We start from the raw sequence: 17,373 nt of genomic DNA on the forward strand, positions 1-17,373 counted from the left end.
CGGCCTACTCGAGGTAGTCGCGGAGCGACTGCGAGCGGGACGGGTGGCGGAGCTTCGCCATGGTCTTCGACTCGATCTGGCGGATGCGCTCGCGCGTCACGCCGAAGGTGTCCCCGATCTGGTCGAGGGTCTTCGGCATGCCGTCGCCGAGGCCGAAGCGCATGCGGATCACGCCCGCCTCGCGCTCGGACAGGGAGTCGAGGAGCGACTCCAGCTGCTTCTGCAGCATGGTGAAGCCCACGGCGTCCGCCGGGACCACGGCCTCGGTGTCCTCGATGAGGTCGCCGAACTCGCTGTCGCCGTCCTCGCCCAGGGGCGTGTGCAGCGAGATCGGCTCGCGGCCGTACTTCTGCACCTCGATGACCTTCTCAGGGGTCATGTCGAGCTCGCGGGACAGTTCCTCCGGGGTGGGCTCGCGGCCCAGGTCCTGGAGCATCTGACGCCGGACGCGGGCCAGCTTGTTGATGACCTCGACCATGTGCACAGGGATGCGGATGGTGCGGGCCTGGTCGGCCATCGCGCGGGTGATCGCCTGGCGGATCCACCACGTCGCGTACGTCGAGAACTTGAAGCCCTTGGTGTAGTCGAACTTCTCGACCGCGCGGATCAGACCGAGGTTGCCCTCCTGGATCAGATCCAGGAACTGCATCCCGCGACCGGTGTAGCGCTTGGCGAGGCTGACCACGAGTCGGAGGTTCGCTCCGAGCAGGTGGCTCTTCGCCCGCTGCCCGTCCTTCGCGACCCAGCGGAGCTCGCGGACGAGCTCGGGGCTGAGATCGGTGGAGTTGGCGAGCTTGTCCTCGGCGAAGAGGCCCGCCTCGATGCGCATCGCGAGCTCGACCTCCTCGGCCGCGTTCAGGAGCGCGACCTTGCCGATCTGCTTGAGGTAGTCCTCGACCGGGTCGGCGGTGGCGCCGGTGATCGCCGTCGAGTAGACGGGGACCTCGTCGTCCTCGCCGCCGAAGGAGAGGACGAGCGCGCCGCTGGGGAGCGGGGCCTTCGGGCGCGGCGGCGGGGGCCGCGGGGGCGTCCGCCGTCTCGGCGTCGTCCTTCGACTCGGTCTCGGGCTCCTCGACGACGGCGACGACCTCGGTCTCGTCCTCGTCGACCTCCTCGGGCTCGACGGCCTCGGGCGAGTCCTCGTCCTCGACGGGCGCGGCGGCCTTGGTCGCGGCCCGGGCGCGCGGGGTCTTGGCCGCAGCGGGCTTGCGTGCGGCGGGGCTTCTTGGTCGTCGTCGCGTCGTCGTCGACGGCGTCGAGCGTTGCGGTCTTGGTAGCTCTGGCGGCCATGGCGGCACCTCTCCATCCGTTGCGTCCCGGTTGCGAGCGGCTCCGGAGGGCGCCGTCCGTCGGTGGGCATTACGAGGACCCATGTCAAGTCGAGGACGTCGCACGCCCGACGTGGGCGTGGTGCTCCTCGACCCGAACGGGTCCTATTGACAATTATTGCACGCCTGAGTAGTACGAGTCGCGCGCGGAGCCCCTGAGGACTCCGATCGATCGGTCGCGAGCCTCCGGTGCCGATCCCGTCGACCCGCTGCCCCGCCGCAGTGGAGCCGGTCGCTCGATCAGCGTCCGGGACGTCCTCGACGGAGGCGGTCACTCAGTGCAACCCAGAGAGGGGCCACCATTATTCCCTCGTCCCCGGCGAGCCGGCGCCTCGTCCGGCGCCGGGCGCTGATCAGACCGACGACCCCGAGGCCCACGACGACGTACTGGACGCACCACGCGAGGCGGAAGCTCTCCATCGAGTAGAGCCGAGCGGCGTCGCCGTCCGGTCCCGCGAGCGCGTCGAGGATGAGCCCCATCGCGAACATCATCGTGAAGCTCGCCAGGAACCCGCCGACGTTGACCACGCCGTTGGCGGCGCCGAGGGCACGGGAGGGATTGAAGGTCCGGGCGAAGTCGAAGCCGATCATCGACCCGGGTCCCCCGGCGCCGATGACGATCAGCAGGAGGACGATCAGCCAGTACGGCGGTACGCCGGGCCAGTGAGCAGGACGACGGTCCACGCGACGCCCATGGTGGTGACGATCCCCAGCACGAGGTTGCTCCGCCGCATGGGATGCCGGGCGGTGAGCACTCCGAGGACGGGGCCGACCACGATGCCGGCGACGACGACGATCGTGAGGGTCGGCGCCGCGACGGCCGGCGGCAGCCCGATCGCGTAGACGAGGAACGGATAGCCCCAGAGCAGGGTGAAGACGGTTCCCGAGGACTGCGTCACGAAGTGCGACCAGAATCCCAGCTGGGTTCCCGGTCGACGCAGGCTCACGCCGAGCTGGGCGATGGTGGCCCGGAGTGTCGGCGGAGTCAGGACGATTGGCTCCGTGCGCGGCGGCAGATCGCTGATCAGGAGCAGCACTCCGAGGAAGGCGACGGCGCCCAGCGCCGCCGCGGAGAGGAACGCCGGCGTCCAGCCGACGGAGTGCAGGATCGCGGCGAACGGGAGGGCCGAGAGGATCTGCCCGATCTGCCCGATGTTGCCGATCCACTGCGACAGCTGCGGGACGATCGGGCCGCTGAACCACGCGACCGTCAGGCGGATGACGGAGGTGAAGATCGCCGCGTCGCCGGCACCCACCAGGATCCGCCCCACGATCGCGACTCCGATCGACGGGGCGAGGGCGAGCACGACCTGCCCGACCATCATGAGCGCCGTGCCGGAGAGGATGAGGGTCTTCGGCCCGAAGCGGTCGATCAGGATCCCGACCGGGATCTGCATCCCGGCGTAGACGATCAGCCGGACGACGGCCAGCGAGGAGAGCACCGCTGCGGCGACCTCGAAGCGCTCGGCGGCGTCGACTCCCGCGACGCCCAGAGTGGTGCGGTCCAGGACCGCCACCAGGTAGGCGAAGGCACCGGCTCCGAAGACGAACCACGCTCGACGAGATCGCACTCGTCCGATCCTACCGACGGCGGGTGGGCCCTAGGACGCGGCGGAGTCCTCCCCCGGGCGCCGGATCGCGAGGAACTCTCCGAGCTCGGCGGCCAGAGCATCAGCCGTGGGAACGGAGCCGTCCTCGTCGGTGAGCGGGGACCGGAGGCTCGTGCCCTCCATGTAGGTGTCGTGCCGCGACTCCAGCGCCGCGACGAGCTTCTGCAGCTCCTCGTTCCCCGCGACCTGCTCGTCCACCTTGGCGAGGAACTCGCGCCCGCTCTCGCGGAGGCGGTCGGTCGGGAAGATGAGGCCCGTCGAGGCCGAGATGCTCCTCGAGCGCCGCCACGGCGGCCTGCGGGTACTCGGTGTCCGAGAGGTAGTGCGGGATGAGGAGCGCGAAGCCGACCGCCGGCATCCCGCGCTCGAAGAGGCGGAGCTCGGAGCAGGTGCAGGACGTTCGAGGGGATCTGCGTGTGCGGGCGCCAGACCGACATCGCCTCGACGAGGTCCTCGCGGTTGCCGCTGACCGTGACCCCGACGGGTCGGGTGTGCGGCACGGGCATCGGGATCGCGTGGACCCAGGTGGTGCTCGCGACCTCGAGCCGCTCGATGAGCGAGACCACGGCCCGCGTGAAGCGCTCCCACTGGAAGTCGGGCTCGAATCCGGTGAGCAGGAGGAACGGCTGGTGCAGCTCGTCGCGCGCGACCGAGAGGCGCAGGACGGCCGGGCGGTAGTCGGTCAGGTGGTCCTGATCGAACGTGATGATCGGCCGGCGAGCGCGGTAGTCCAGGAGCTGGTCCTGGTCGAAGGCGGCGATCGGGCGGTGCTCGAGGGTGTCGAGCAGGTACTCCCCCAGCTGTCCGACGGCGCCTCCGGCGTCGGTGAAGCCGGTCAGGCCGGCGACGAGGTGCAGCCCGCGCGGAACCTCGGAGAGGTCGCCCTCGATCTCGAACAGGTCTTCCGGATCCAGCATGCCTCTCACTGTAGACGGCACCCGTCGGGCCCCTGGCGAGCGGCGCTCGGCCCTGAGCGAACAGCGCCTAGCATTGCCGCCATGCCCCTCTCCTCTCCGAGTACACGTCCGCGCCCGCCTCCGACATCGACACCGACGCCCTCGTCCTGGGCGTCGCGCCGGGCCCGGACGGGCCGCAGCTGCTCGGGGCGACGGGCTTCGAGGACCTGGTCGGCGCCCTCCCGGCGCTCGGCGCCACGGGAGCCGTCGACTCGATCCTGCGCGTGCCGTCGACCGGTCGCGCGGGCGTCGTCGTGCTCGTCGGCCTCGGCTCGGCGGAGCCGGCCACCGACGCCCTCCGCGCCGCAGCGGGTCTCGCGGTGCGCACCCTGGCGGGGACCGCGTCCGTCGCGCTCGCGCTTCCCGCCACGACTCCGGAGGCACTCGCCGCCGTCGCCGAGGGCGCCGCCCTGGGCTCCTACTCGTTCACCGCCTTCCGCGGCACCACCGCCGCGACGGTGAAGACCCCCGTCGAGTCCGTCCTGCTCGTCTCGACCCAGGAGACGGCGGACCCCGCGATCCTCGAGCGCGCGCTGATCGTCGCCCGGGCTGTCGCCGAGGTCAAGGACCTCGTCAACACGCCGCCGTCTCACCTCTACCCGCAGACCCTCGCCGAGGCAGTCCAGGAGGGCGCCGCCGGGCTGCCCCTCGAGGTCACCGTCTGGGACGAGGCGGCACTGGCCGAGGAGGGCTTCGGCGGCATCCTCGGAGTGGGCAGCGGCTCGACCCGGCCGCCGCGCCTGGTGAAGGTCTCCTACTCGCCGGAGGGAGCGACCGCTCACCTCGCGCTGGTGGGCAAGGGCATCACCTTCGACAGCGGCGGACTCTCGCTCAGCCGCCGGCCTCGATGGTGGGGATGAAGTACGACATGACGGGCGCGGCGACCGTGTGGGCCGTCGCACGCGCCGTCGCGGAGCTCGCGCTCCCCGTCCGGGTGACCGCCTGGCTCTGCATCGCGGAGAACCTCCCCTCCGGCAGCGCCATCCGGCCCAACGACGTGCTGACGATCCGCGGCGGGACGACGGTCGAGGTCCTCAACACCGACGCCGAGGGGCGACTCGTGCTCGCCGACGGGCTCGTCGCGGCGAGCGAGGAGCAGCCCGACGCGATCATCGACGTCGCGACCCTGACCGGAGCCGCGAGCGTCGCCCTGGGCAACCGCTACACGGGCGTCATGGGCGACGACGACTTCGCCGCCCGGGTCGTCGCCACCGCCGCCGATGCGGGCGAGCCCTTCTGGCAGATGCCCTTCCCGGCCGAGCTGCGCCCGCTCCTGAACTCCGACGTCGCCGACCTCGCCAACGTGAAGATCGGCAGCACGGCCGGCGGCATGCTGATCGCCGGGCACTTCCTGCGCGAGTTCATCGGCACCCGCGGGGAGGGCGAGGCCGCGACCACCATCCCCTGGGCCCACCTCGACATCGCGGGTCCCGCCAACAACGCCGGAGGGGCCTACGGCTTCACGGCGGGCGGGCCGACGGGAGTCACCGTACGGACGCTCGTGGCGCTGGCCGAGGGCTTCGCGAGCGCGTAGTAGGGTCGACGGGGCGGGAGATCCCGCCTCGTCCCCTCCTCCGCCGGTCCTGAGCGCTCCGCGCCGCGGCCCGCGGGAGACCGGGACCGCACGTCGCAAGGGAGTCACTGGGTGTCGGAAGAGAGCTACGACCTCGGTCGTGCTCGGCGGGGGCAGCGGCGGTTACGCCGCCGCGCTGCGGGCGACTCAACTGGGGCTCAGCGTGGCTCTCGTCGAGCGGGACAAGCTCGGCGGCACCTGCCTCCACCGCGGCTGCGTCCCCACGAAGGCCCTGCTGCACGCCGCCGAGCTGGCGGACGGGGCGAAGGACGCGCAGAAGTACGGCGTCCTCGCGAGCTTCGAGGGCATCGACATCGCCGGCGTCACCCGGTACCGCCGGGGCGTGGTCGCCGGCAAGTACAAGGGCCTGCAGAGCCTCGTCTCCTCGCGCGGCATCACGGTCGTCGAGGGTGACGGCCGTCTGGCCGGCCCGAGGACCGTCGTCGTCGGCGAGCACGTCCTCCACGGCGGGTCGATCGTCGTCGCCACAGGCTCGGCCTCGCGGACCCTGCCCGGGATCGCGATCGGCGGTCGCGTCCTCACCAGCGACGAGGCCCTCGAGCTCGACCACGTGCCCGACCGGGTCGTCGTGCTCGGCGGCGGGGTCATCGGAGTCGAGTTCGCGAGCGTCTGGCGCTCCTTCGGCGCCGAGGTCACCATCGTCGAGGCGCTCCCCCACCTCGTGCCGAACGAGGACGAGAGCGCGAGCAAGCAGCTCGAGCGCGCCTTCCGCAAGCGCGGCATCTCCTTCCAGCTCGGCTCGCGCGTCTCCTCGGTCTCCCAGTCCGAGTCGGGCGTGAGCGTGAGCCTCGAGAGCGGAGCCGTGCTCGAGGGCGACGTGCTCCTGGTGGCGGTCGGCCGCGGTCCCGTCACCGCCGGCCTCGGCCTCGGAGGAGGCGGGGGTGGCTCTCGATCGCGGCTACGTCGTGGCGGACGAGCGCCTGCAGACCTCCGTTCCGGGCGTCTACGCCGTGGGGGACATCGTGCCCGGTCTCCAGCTGGCCCATCGGAGCTTCCAGCAGGGCGTCTTCGTCGCCGAGGAGATCGCCGGCCTCGGCCCGCAGGTCGTCGCCGATGTCAACGTCCCGAAGGTCACCTACAGCGACCCGGAGGTCGCGTCGGTCGGACTCACCGAGGCGCTGGCCGTGGCCGAGTACGGTGCGGAGCGCATCGCGTCGTACGACTACAACCTGGGCGGGAACGCTCGCGGCACCATCCTCGGCACGAGCGGCTCGGTCAAGGTCGTCCGCGTCGTCGACGGCCCTGTCGTCGGCGTCCACATGGTCGGCGCCCGCGTCGGCGAGCTGATCGAGGAGGCCCAGCTCATCGTGAACTGGGAGGCGCATCCCGAGGACGTCGCGCCCCTCGTGCACGCGCACCCCACTCCAGAACGAGGCGCTCGGCGAGGCGCATCTCGCGCTGGCCGGGAAGCCGCTGCACGCCCTCTAGACCCACCGCGGGGGCGGCGACCCGTCGCTCCCGCTTCACTAAGCTGAACACTGCACGCACACGTCTTAAGGAGACAGGATCATGAGCGAATCCGTCAGCCTCCCGGCACTCGGAGAGAGTGTCACGGAAGGAACGGTCACCCGCTGGCTGAAGAACGTGGGGGATCGCGTCGAGGCCGACGAGCCCCTGCTGGAGGTGTCGACCGACAAGGTCGACACCGAGATCCCGTCGCCCGTCGCCGGTGTCATCGAGGAGATCCTCGTCCAGGAGGACGAGGCCGTCGAGGTCGGGGCCGAGCTGGTCCGGATCGGCGACGGTTCCGCGTCGGCCGCCCCCGCCGAGCCCGAGGCCCCCGCGGCCGAGGAGGCTCCGGAGGTCCAGGCCGCCGAGACCGAGCCCACCGACGTCGCGACCCCGTCCGTCGACTCGGACAGCGAGGAGGAGGCTCCGGCCCCCGCCGAGCCCGAGCCGGCCCCCGCCGCTGAGAAGCCCGCCGCCCCCGAGGCGTCGGCTCCGGCCCCGTCGGTGCCCGCGCCGGCGCCCGCCGCCGCGGCTCCGCGCAGGCCGCGACCCCCGAGCCGACCGACTCGAACCCCGGATACGTCACGCCGCTCGTGCGCAAGCTCGCGAGCGAGCACGGCATCGACCTGGCCTCCCTCACCGGTACCGGTGTCGGCGGGCGCATCCGCAAGCAGGACGTCCTCGACGCGGTCGAGGCCGCCAAGTCGGCTCCCGCCGCCCCCGTGTCGGCTCCTGCCGCCGCCGCTGCGAAGGCCGCGCGCACCCCGCTCGAGACCTCGCCCCTGCGCGGCACGACGCGGTCGCTCTCGCGTCTGCGGAAGGTCCTCGCCCAGCGCGCCGTCGAGTCGATGCAGTCGACCGCTCAGCTCACCTCGGTCGTCGAGGTCGACGTGACCAACGTCGCCCGATTCCGCGACTCGGTGAAGAAGAGCTTCCAGGAGAAGACCGGCGCCAAGCTGTCCTTCCTCCCGTTCTTCGCACTGGCGGCCGCCGAGGCGCTGAAGGCCTACCCGGTCATCAACTCGACGCTCGACGGCGACTCGATCGTCTACCCGGACCACGAGAACATCAGCATCGCGGTCGACACCGAGCGCGGCCTGCTGACCCCGGTCCTGAAGAACGCATCGGACCTCGACCTCGCGCAGATCGCCTCCACCATCGGCGACCTCGCGGAGCGCACCCGCAACAACAAGCTCAAGCCCGACGAGCTGGCCGGCGGCACCTTCACGCTGACCAACACCGGATCGCGCGGGGCGCTGTTCGACACGCCGGTCGTCTTCCTGCCGCAGACCGCGATCCTCGGCACCGGCATCGTGACCCGCAAGCCCGCCGTGGTGCAGGTCGACGGTCAGGACGCCATCGCGATCCGCTCGACCGTCTACCTCGCGCTCTCGTACGACCACCGCACGGTGGACGGCGCAGACGCGGCGCGGTTCCTGGTCGCGATCAAGGAGCGCCTCGAGGAGGGCTCGTTCGAGAACGACCTCGGCATCTGATCGCGAGGTGCCGCTGAGGCCGGGGCGTCCCGCCCTCACTCGGTGAACACCTCGCGCAGCAGCCAGCCGGCCTCCGTCCTGATGATCAGGACGGAGGCCGCTCGTCGTTCCTCCGTCCACGCCGACCTCGACGAGTGCGGTCGCACCGTGCGTGTCGGTGAGGATCGCGCCGTCCAGTGGTCCGAGCGACACGACGTAGTCGGACCCGCCCTCGGAGCGCAGCGGCGAGTCGTCCGTCGTCAGACTGCGGAGGCAGGAGGCGTCCTCGCCCGCCGTGCACGACGCAGCGGCGAGGAGCAGGGCCGTCGCCGCGTCACCGGCGGAAGTGCCGGGGGACGGCGGTGAGGGAGCCGCAGGTGACGAAGTGCTCGGGCGGGCGGACGCGCCGCTCCGATCGTCCGCCGCCGCCGACCGCGCCGACTCTCCGCCGCCCTGCGCCGCGAGCGAGGCGATCAGGGCGCCCAGCACGACGACCGCGGCCGACAGCAGCGGTCCCCGTCGCTCCACCACGACGGTGAGTGCCTCCGTCTCCAGCCGTCGAGAGGGTGCACGCGCCGGTGCCTCGCGGGGCCGCCGTCCAGGGCGGGCCCTGCCGGACCGGGTGGCCGGCTCGGGGACCGCGACGAGCCCGACGCGTCCGGCGGCTCAGCGCGACGAGGGCTCTCCGTGCGCGATCGAACGCGGCGACCGGCGCGACAGGATCCTCCTCCGCGGGCACCGTCGGAACGACCGGAGACGCGAGCAGGTCCCCGAGCGGCGCCGGGGCCGCCGAACGGTACAGGTGCGCTTCGAGCTCGGCGAGATCCGCTGTCGCCGGAGGCGGGGACAGCGGCAGGACGACGAGCATCAGTCGCCGCAGCGCTTCGGCGGGGGCCGTCGTCGCGCCGTCGCCACCGGTCAGCAGCAGCACGGGCCGCCCCTGGGCCGTCAGCCCGACCGTCCCGGCCTCGACCGAGAGGAGCACTCCGTGATCCTGGGCGTCGCGGAGCGCGGCGGCGATCGGGGCGAGGACCGTGACCGCCGTTCCCGCAGTGAGGACACGGCCGCGGGTCAGGAGGCCCGCGAGAGTGTCGACGACGGCCGGTCGGGTCAGCAGCACGACGGTGTCCTCCTCCTCGTCCTCGTCGGCGAGGTCCACGAGGCTCTCCCGATGCTCGTGGGGAGGCAGATCGGCGAGGCCGGAGCGGAGCGAGGCCGCCGCCTCCTCCCGCGAGTACCGGCGGGCCAGCAGGACGGCTCCGTCGGGAGCGCGGACGAGCTCGCCGAGCGCGGAGGGCCCGACGAGCTCGTGTCCGGCGAGGGCCGGTCCCGGCCCGGCGTCGTGCTGATCGGAGGTCGATGCCATGCGCCGAGTGTGCCCTCGGCGGGAGCCCCGGCGCCCGGCCCGGGCGATCGGTGGAGGGAAGGCCCGCACGGCGGGCTGGGGAGGCGCCCCGCCCGGGTTCCGACGCGATCGGTCCCGATCCCCGGGTCGGCTCGGTATCCTTGACCCCATGGCACGCAGCACGGAACCGTCGACGAAGGCGGTCAAGGAACCCGGACGTCTCAAGCAGATGTGGCAGGTGTTCCAGATGACCCGCCGCTACGACAGCAGCGCCGTGTGGATCATCCTCCTCGCCGCCCTGCTCCCCGTCCTGCTCGGCGTGCTCCTCGGGATCCTCCTGGGCGACGGCAACGGATTCGTCATCGCCCTCTGGATCCTCGTCGGCCTCCTCGCCGGCATGGTCGCCGGTCTTGCGGTGCTCTCGCGTCGCGCCGAGCGTGCGGCCTACGGTCAGATCGCCGGTCAGCCCGGCGCGGTGGGCGCCGTGCTGCGCAGCGGACTCCGCGGCAGCTGGACCGGCACCGAGATGCCGGTGGCCGTGAACGGCAAGACGCAGGACGCGGTCTACCGCGCCGTCGGTCGCGGTGGTGTCGTGCTGATCGCCGAGGGGCCGTCCGGGGCGCACGAAGCGGATGCTCGACGACGAGCGCCGCAAGGTCACTCCGGATCCTGCCGAACGTCCCCGTCACGTTCGTGCACGTCGGGCCCGACGCCGACTCGGTGCCGCTGCACCGCATCCCCTGGACCCTCGCCAAGACGAAGAAGACCCTCACCAAGGCCGAGGTCCTCGCCGTCAAGAACCGTCTCGCGTCGCTGAACACCTCGCTGCCGATCCCCAAGGGAGTGGACCCGTTCAAGGTCCGTCCGCAGCGCTCGCGCTGATCACTCCCCCACCGGGGCCGTTCGCCGTCGAGGCGCACGGCCCCGCTGTTCTTCCCGGCCCGAAGCGGTTCCCGGATCCTCACGGTCCGGCCCATCGGGCGGAGCGGCGTGCGGCCGAGGGTTCAGCAGCGGGCGAGTGGTCAGTAGCGGACGAGCACCGTTCCGGCGACCTTGTCGTGGAAGCCGCGCTGGTCCGAGTCCCAGACGAGCGCCGGGACGAGCACCGCGAGCAGGACCGAGCGGACGAGGGGCCGCCACGCTCCGACACCAGCCGCCGCCGAGGCGGACCACGCGCATCCGCAGGAGCCGGTGGCCGATGCTGCCGCCGATGGTGGGGATGAACACCGCCTGCAGAACGACGAACAGGATCAGGCTGGCCCACCGGTCGTACTGGAAGAACGCCAGCGACAGGAGCGCGGCGATCGCGAAGTCCACCACCAGGGCCGCGATCCGGCGTCCGGGGCGGAGCGATCGACATCCGTCCCTCACGGGGGAGTCCGAGGCGCTCCCGGCCAGCTTGCTCGGCGCGACATCGGCGAAGGTCCTGCGTTCGGGCATGCGTCCCATGCTATCCACCGTGTCTCGGAGGCGGCCGCGAGCCGGTGAAGGACCGTAGAGCCAGGTTCACGTAACACGCCGGAAACAGAGGGGACACGGCAGGGACACACCCTGTCACTAACCTGGGACGGCTGCGCTCCGCAGTCACCCGTTACGCCATTGGAGACCTTTGCGATGTTCGGAAGATTCTTCCGAGGTGCTCAAGTTCATCAAGGACACGGACGTCAAGTTCCTCGACATCCGGTTCACCGATCTCCCCGGTGTCCAGCAGCACTTCAACATCCCCGCCTCGACTGTCGACGAGGAGTTCTTCTCCGTCGGCCAGCTCTTCGACGGGTCCTCGATCCGCGGATTCGCGAACATCCACGAATCGGACATGCAGCTGATCCCCGACGTGACCACCGCCTACGTGGACCCGTTCCGCGTCGAGCGCACGCTGATCCTGGTCTTCGACATCTACAACCCGCGCAACGGGGAGATCTACTCGAAGGACCCCCGCCAGGTCGCCAAGAAGGCCGAGAAGTACCTCGCCTCGACCGGCATCGCCGACACCGCGTTCTTCGCCCCCGAGGCGGAGTTCTACATCTTCGACGACGTCCGCTACGAGATCACGCAGAACTCGGCCTTCCACTCGGTGGACTCGGTCGAGGGCGCCTGGAACTCGGGACGCGTCGAGGAGGGCGGCAACCTCGGCAACAAGACGCCCTACAAGGGCGGCTACTTCCCCGTGAGCCCCGTCGACAAGCAGGCCGACCTGCGCGACGACATCTGCCTCAAGCTCATCGACGCCGGTCTCATCCTCGAGCGCTCGCACCACGAGGTGGGCACGGGCGGCCAGGCCGAGATCAACTACCGCTTCGACACCATGGTGCACGCGGCGGACGACATCCTGAAGTTCAAGTACATCGTGAAGAACACGGCCGAGCAGTGGGGCAAGACCGCCACGTTCATGCCGAAGCCGCTCTTCGGCGACAACGGGTCGGGCATGCACACCCACCAGTCGCTGTGGAACGACGGCACGCCGCTCTTCTACGACGAGAACGGCTACGGCGGACTCTCGGACCTCGCCCGCTGGTACATCGGAGGCCTGCTCAAGCACGCTCCGGCCGTGCTGGCGTTCACGAACCCGACCGTCAACCTCGTACCACCGCCTGATCCCGGGCTTCGAGGCTCCGGTCAACCTGGTCTACTCGGCCGGCAACCGCTCCGCGTCGATCCGCATCCCGATCACGGGCACCAACCCCAAGGCCAAGCGCATCGAGTTCCGTGCGCCCGACGCCTCGGGCAACCCGTACCTCGCGTTCGCCGCGCAGCTCATGGCGGGCCTCGACGGCATCAAGAACCGCATCGAGCCGCACGAGCCGGTCGACAAGGACCTCTACGAGCTGCCCCCCGAGGAGGCGAAGCTCATCCCGCAGGTCCCCGCGACCCTCGGCGAGGCGCTCGACGCTCTCGAGGCCGACCACGACTTCCTCCTCCAGGGCGGCGTGTTCACGCAGGAGCTCATCGACACCTGGATCGAGTACAAGCGCGAGAAGGAGATCAAGCCGCTCGCGCAGCGCCCGCACCCCTTCGAGTTCGAGCTCTACTACGGCGTCTGATCCGTCGAGGCCCGGTCCGATCAGGACGGGTCCGACCGGATCGCAGAGGGCCGCTCTCCTTCGGGAGGGCGGCCCTCCGTCGTTGCACGAGGGCGCGCTCGGCCGCGGCGGTCGCCGGTCAGCGCGTCGTCGGCTCGCCGTCGGCGGGCCCGTAGAAGCAGCGCTCGAAGACCGCGCGTGCGCGGCGCGTGACGCCGAGGTAGTCGTCCTCGAGCTGCGTGGCCGATCCGGCCGGGTACTCGAGCAGTCGGGCGACGCCCTCGAGCTGCATCCGATCCGTCGGCAGGACGTCGCTCGTCCGGTTCGACCACAGCGTCATGGCGGAGCGGACCCGGGAGGAGAGGAGCCACGCTGCGCGCAGACGCTCGGCGTCGGTGGGCGTCAGCAGCTCGGCCTGCTCCGCGACCTGCAGGGCGGTGAGCGTCGAGGTGGTCCGCAACTCCGGGATCGTGTGCGCGTGCTCGAGCTGCAGGAGCTGCACGAGCCACTCGACGTCGCTGAGCGAGCCGCGGCCGAGCTTGAGGTGGCGTCTCGGGTCCGCGCCCTGGGGCAGACGCTCGTTCTCGACGCGGGCCTTGATCCGCTTCACCTCGCGGATGTCGCGGTCGGAGACCTCGGCGGGATAGCGCACGCCGTCGGCGAGAGCGGCGAAGTCGGCGATCAGGGGCGCATCACCGGCCACTCCGCGAGCGCGGAGCAGCGCCTGCGCCTCCCAGGTCAGGGACCAGCGGGCGTAGTAGGCGCGGTAGGAGTCCAGAGAGCGCACCAGAGGCCCGTTCTTGCCCTCGGGGCGCAGATCGGCGTCGAGGTCGAGCGGCAGCCGGGAGTCCTCGGTCAGGCGCACGAGCTCGGCGACCAGGTGCTGCGCGTAGAGCTGGGCGTCCCGCGGCTCACCCGAGCCCGGGCGCTGGACGTAGACGACATCGGCGTCCGAGCCGAAACCGAGTTCCGCTCCCCCGTAGCGACCCATGCCGATCACGGCGAACTGGAGGTCGGAGCCCGGTCGATGGGCGCCCTCGAGCGCCGCACGGCCGCGAGGACTCCGCTCAGGCAGAGCCGAGATGATGTCGGTCAGGCTGCGGGCGATCTCCTCGATCGTGCTCAGACCCAGCACTCCCCCGATCGCGGTGCGCAGCACCTCGCGCCGGCGCATCGCGCGCAGCACGGCGGCGACCGCCTCGGGGGTGTCGTGACGGGCCAGGACGGCGCGCACCTCCTCGTTCAGCTGCGCGGCCGTCCGGGGACGGAGATCGTCGTCGTCCTCGAGCCAGGCGGCCGACTCCGGGATCCGGTCGAGCAGCTCCCCGACGTAGCGGGAGCCGGACAGCACCGTCGTCAGCCGCTTCGCCGCGCCGGAGGAGTCGCGCAGCATGCGCAGAAACCACGGCGTGCCGCCGAGGGTGTCGCTGAGCCGGCGGAACGCGAGGAGTCCGTAGTCGGGGTCGGCGCCGTCGGCGAACCACTGGAGCATCACCGGCACGAGGTGCCGCTGGATGCTCGCGCGCCGCGACACTCCCGAGGTCATGGCGGCGATGTGCCCGAGGGCGCCCCGGGCGTCGGTGAAGCCGATGGCCGCGAGGCGCGCCTCGGCCTGACCGGTCGAGAGCTCCGCTCCTCCTTCGGGCAGCGAGGCGACCGCCGACAGCAGCGGACGGTAGAAGAGGCGTTCGTGCAGCCCGCGCACGCGGTGCTTGATCCCGTTCCACACGACGAGCAGCTCCTCGGCCGAACGGGCGAGCCCGGTCGATCGCGCGAGGGTCCGCAGCTCGTGCTCGTCGCGGGGCATGAGGTGGGTGCGGCGGAGCCGGCGCAGCTGGAGCCGGTGCTCGAGCAGGCGCAGTGCTCGGTAGTCCTTCGAGAACTCGTCCGCCGCCGATCGCCTCGATGTAGCCCCGGTCGGCGAGCGCGCCCAGGGCGAGCAGCGTGCCTGGCATGTGGATCTCGTCGTCCGTCTGGCCGTGCACGAGCTGGAGGAGCTGCACCGTGAACTCGATGTCACGCAGCCCGCCCGGGCCGAGCTTGATCTGGTAATGCACGTCGTTCTGCGGGATGTGTTCGGTGACCCGCTCGCGCATCCGCTGCACGGATTCGACGAAGTTCTCGCGCGAGGCGCTCGACCAGACCTTCGGAGCGACGGCGTCGACGTACGCCTGCCCGAGCCGCGCATCGCCGGCGAGCGGCCTCGCCTTCAGCAGGGCCTGGAACTCCCAGCTCTTGGCCCACCGGTCGTAATAGGTGACGTGCGACTCGAGCGTGCGGACGAGGGCGCCCTGCTTTCCCTCCGGACGCAGGTTCGGGTCCACCTCCCACAGCTCCGGCTCGAGCGCCAGGGCGGACGTGCCGCGCATTAGCAGGACCGCGAGGCGCGTCGCGACGTCGATCGCCCGGGCGTTCGAGAGCTCGCGCTCCGGATCCCCCTCGGCGACGAAGATCACGTCGACGTCGCTCACGTAGTTGAGCTCGGAGGCGCCCGCCTTGCCCATGCCGATGACGGCGAGCCTCGTCGCCGCGACCTCGTCCCGCGTGAACCGCCCCGGGCCGATGCCGGCGACCAGGTCGGCCCGCGCGACGGCCAGGGACGCCTCGAGCGCGGCGCCCGCGAGGTCGGCCAGCGTGCGGGTCACCCGGTCGATCGCCGTGACGGGGTCGGCCTGCGTGAGGTCGTGCACCACGATGCGGGTGAGCAGCCGGCGGTAGCGCACGCGCAGCGCCGTCCCATCCCGCTTCCTCCCCGAGTGCGGCGAAGCCGTCGACGGCTCCGACGGAGTCGAGCATGTCGTCGCGCAGCTCCGCCCGGCCGGGCAGCGAGAGCACCGGATCGAGGAGGCTCGCAAGCTCGTCCGGACGCCGCTGCAGGAAGTCCGCGATGCCGGAGGACGCCCCCGTGACCTTCAGGAGTCGCGTGAGCGCGTCGTCGTCCGCCAGGACGGCGTCCATCCGATCGCGGTGACTGCGCAGCAGATCGATGAGCGCCAGCAGCGCTGCATCCGGATCGGCGACCGAGGCGAAGGCCGGCACGACCGATCCCAGCGAACGGCCCGCGAGCTGCTCCGCCTCGGCGATGCGCGCCCCGGTCTCGCCGAGTTCGGCGAAACCGAGGCGCGCGATGTCACTGAGAGTGCGTTCGCGGGCCATGGGGCGAGAGGATCAGAGCATCTCGAGGTTGCTGCGCAGCTCGTACGGAGTGACCTGGGCGCGGTACTCGGCCCAGTCCTTCCGCTTGTTGAGCAGCACGAAGTTGAAGACCTGCTCCCCGAGCGTCTCGGCGACCAGCTCCGACTCCTCCATCAGCGAGATCGCGCGGTCCAGGCTCGCGGGCAACGGGCTGTAGCCCAGCGCGCGGCGCTCGGCGTCGGTCAGCGACCACACGTTGTCCTCGGCCTCGGCCGGGAGCTCGTAGCCCTCCTCGATGCCCTTGAGCCCTGCGGCCAGGAGCAGCTGAGTACGCGAGGTACGGGTTCGCCGCCGAATCGAGCGCGCGGTACTCGATGCGCGAGGACTGGCCCTTGTTGGGCTTGTACAGCGGCACCCGCACGAGTGCGGAGCGGTTGTTGTGGCCCCACGAGACGTAGCTCGGCGCCTCGTCGCCGCCCCAGAGCCGCTTGTAGGAGTTCACGAACTGGTTCGTGACGGCGGTGATCTCGGGCGCGTGCTTCAGCAGGCCGGCGATGAACTGGCGGCCGAGCTTGGAGAGCTGGTACTGCGCGCCCTGCTCGTAGAAGACGTTGACGTCGCCCTCGAACAGCGAGAGGTGCGTGTGCATGCCGGATCCGGGGTGGCCCGAGAGCGGCTTGGGCATGAAGGTCGCGTAGACGCCCTGCTCGATCGCCACCTCCTTGATGACCGTGCGGAACGTCATGATGTTGTCGGCCGTGGTGAGCGCGTCGGCGTAGCGGAGGTCGATCTCGTTCTGACCGGGCCCGGCCTCGTGGTGGCTGAACTCGACCGAGATGCCGAGATCTTCGAGCATGCGGACGGAACGGCGGCGGAAGTCGTGCGCCGTGCCTCCCGGGACGTTGTCGAAGTACCCGGCGGAGTCGACGGGCTCGGGCCCCTCGGCGCCGAACGTCGACGACTTCAGCAGGTAGAACTCGATCTCGGGGTGCGTGTAGAACGTGAACCCGCGCTCGGCGGCCTTGGCGAGCGTCCGCTTGAGGACGTTGCGCGGGTCGGCGACGGCCGGCTGACCGTCGGGCGTCGTGATGTCGCAGAACATCCGGGCCGTGGGGTCGATCTCACCGCGCCACGGGAGGATCTGGAACGTCGACGGATCCGGATGCGCGAGCACGTCCGCCTCGAAGGAGCGGGTGAGGCCCTCGATCGCCGAGCCGTCGAAGCCCAGGCCCTCGGCGAACGCCCCTTCGACCTCCGCCGGCGCGATCGCGACCGACTTCAGCGTGCCGACGACGTCGGTGAACCAGAGGCGAACGAATTTGATCCCTCGCTCTTCAATGGTGCGAAGAACGAAGTCCCTTTGCTTGTCCATCGAGGCCCTTCCTGCTCGTCCCTAAGGCTAGCGGCTCCGCCGACCGCCGACGGCGGCCCGCCCGGTGCCGCCCGGACCGCCGCCCGTAG

Annotated in this window: 5 protein-coding genes and 8 pseudogenes; 5 read left to right on the forward strand and 8 right to left on the reverse strand. The window is 71.3% G+C overall.

Annotation, left to right across the window (positions count from 1 at the left end; all coding sequences use genetic code 11):
* Positions 1 to 4 precede the first annotated feature (4 nt).
* The 4 genes and pseudogenes from AC0CII_RS05375 to AC0CII_RS05390 all read right to left on the reverse strand — a co-directional run bounded on the left by AC0CII_RS05375 (position 5) and on the right by AC0CII_RS05390 (position 3,855).
* Positions 5 to 1,306 carry an RNA polymerase sigma factor gene (locus tag AC0CII_RS05375; RefSeq protein WP_465228815.1) on the reverse strand — a complete coding sequence of 434 codons (1,302 nt, stop codon included), beginning with the start codon at positions 1,304 to 1,306 and terminating at the stop codon, positions 5 to 7.
* A gap of 262 nt (positions 1,307 to 1,568) precedes the next feature.
* On the reverse strand, positions 1,569 to 2,012 hold the full coding sequence (locus tag AC0CII_RS05380) for a hypothetical protein (protein WP_465228816.1): 444 nt from the start codon (positions 2,010 to 2,012) through the stop codon (positions 1,569 to 1,571).
* Positions 1,964 to 2,845: an MFS transporter gene (locus tag AC0CII_RS05385; protein ID WP_465229057.1), complete on the reverse strand. Its 882-nt coding sequence runs from the start codon at positions 2,843 to 2,845 to the stop codon at positions 1,964 to 1,966. Before AC0CII_RS05385 ends, AC0CII_RS05380 begins: the two co-directional genes overlap by 49 nt.
* A gap of 84 nt (positions 2,846 to 2,929) precedes the next feature.
* Positions 2,930 to 3,855, reverse strand: a pseudogene (locus tag AC0CII_RS05390) (proteasome assembly chaperone family protein).
* Between the two features lie 125 nt (positions 3,856 to 3,980).
* On the opposite strand from AC0CII_RS05390, the pseudogene AC0CII_RS05395 reads away from it, so the two are divergent.
* From AC0CII_RS05395 to sucB, 3 pseudogenes are all read left to right on the forward strand, one after another.
* Positions 3,981 to 5,428, forward strand: a pseudogene (locus AC0CII_RS05395) (leucyl aminopeptidase).
* Between the two features lie 111 nt (positions 5,429 to 5,539).
* Positions 5,540 to 6,916, forward strand: a pseudogene (gene lpdA, locus AC0CII_RS05400) (dihydrolipoyl dehydrogenase).
* An 81-nt stretch (positions 6,917 to 6,997) separates the two neighbouring features.
* Positions 6,998 to 8,433: pseudogene (sucB, locus tag AC0CII_RS05405) on the forward strand (2-oxoglutarate dehydrogenase, E2 component, dihydrolipoamide succinyltransferase).
* A gap of 313 nt (positions 8,434 to 8,746) precedes the next feature.
* Here the strand turns inward: sucB and AC0CII_RS05410 are convergent.
* Complete coding sequence (locus AC0CII_RS05410; protein ID WP_465228817.1) at positions 8,747 to 9,778, reverse strand: hypothetical protein; 1,032 nt, start codon at positions 9,776 to 9,778, stop codon at positions 8,747 to 8,749.
* Positions 9,779 to 9,926: 148 nt separating this feature from the next.
* Here AC0CII_RS05410 and AC0CII_RS05415 point away from each other — a divergent pair.
* Positions 9,927 to 10,639, forward strand: a pseudogene (locus AC0CII_RS05415) (DUF4191 domain-containing protein).
* Here AC0CII_RS05415 and AC0CII_RS05420 read toward each other — a convergent pair.
* Positions 10,640 to 11,197 carry an RDD family protein gene (locus AC0CII_RS05420; RefSeq protein WP_465228818.1) on the reverse strand — a complete coding sequence of 186 codons (558 nt, stop codon included), beginning with the start codon at positions 11,195 to 11,197 and terminating at the stop codon, positions 10,640 to 10,642.
* Positions 11,198 to 11,366: 169 nt separating this feature from the next.
* Between AC0CII_RS05420 and glnA the strand changes: the two are divergent.
* A pseudogene (glnA, locus tag AC0CII_RS05425) lies at positions 11,367 to 12,798 on the forward strand (type I glutamate--ammonia ligase).
* A gap of 118 nt (positions 12,799 to 12,916) precedes the next feature.
* On the opposite strand, the pseudogene AC0CII_RS05430 reads toward glnA, so the two are convergent.
* Together AC0CII_RS05430 and AC0CII_RS05435 are read right to left on the reverse strand one after the other, a co-directional pair.
* Positions 12,917 to 15,933: pseudogene (locus AC0CII_RS05430) on the reverse strand (bifunctional [glutamine synthetase] adenylyltransferase/[glutamine synthetase]-adenylyl-L-tyrosine phosphorylase).
* Between the two features lie 12 nt (positions 15,934 to 15,945).
* Positions 15,946 to 17,284 (reverse strand): annotated as a pseudogene (locus AC0CII_RS05435) (glutamine synthetase family protein).
* Between the last annotated feature and the right edge of the window lie 89 nt (positions 17,285 to 17,373).

It is taken from the genome of Rathayibacter sp. AC182, assembly GCF_979253875.1.

Bases quoted from the DNA above. Each gene is read 5' to 3' on its own strand.
- AC0CII_RS05375 (WP_465228815.1), bottom strand. From the start codon at position 1,306: ATGGAGAGGTGCCGCCATGGCCGCCAGAGCTACCAAGACCGCAACGCT.
- AC0CII_RS05410 (WP_465228817.1), bottom strand. From the start codon at position 9,778: ATGGCATCGACCTCCGATCAGCACGACGCCGGGCCGGGACCGGCCCTC.
- AC0CII_RS05420 (WP_465228818.1), bottom strand. From the start codon at position 11,197: ATGCCCGAACGCAGGACCTTCGCCGATGTCGCGCCGAGCAAGCTGGCC.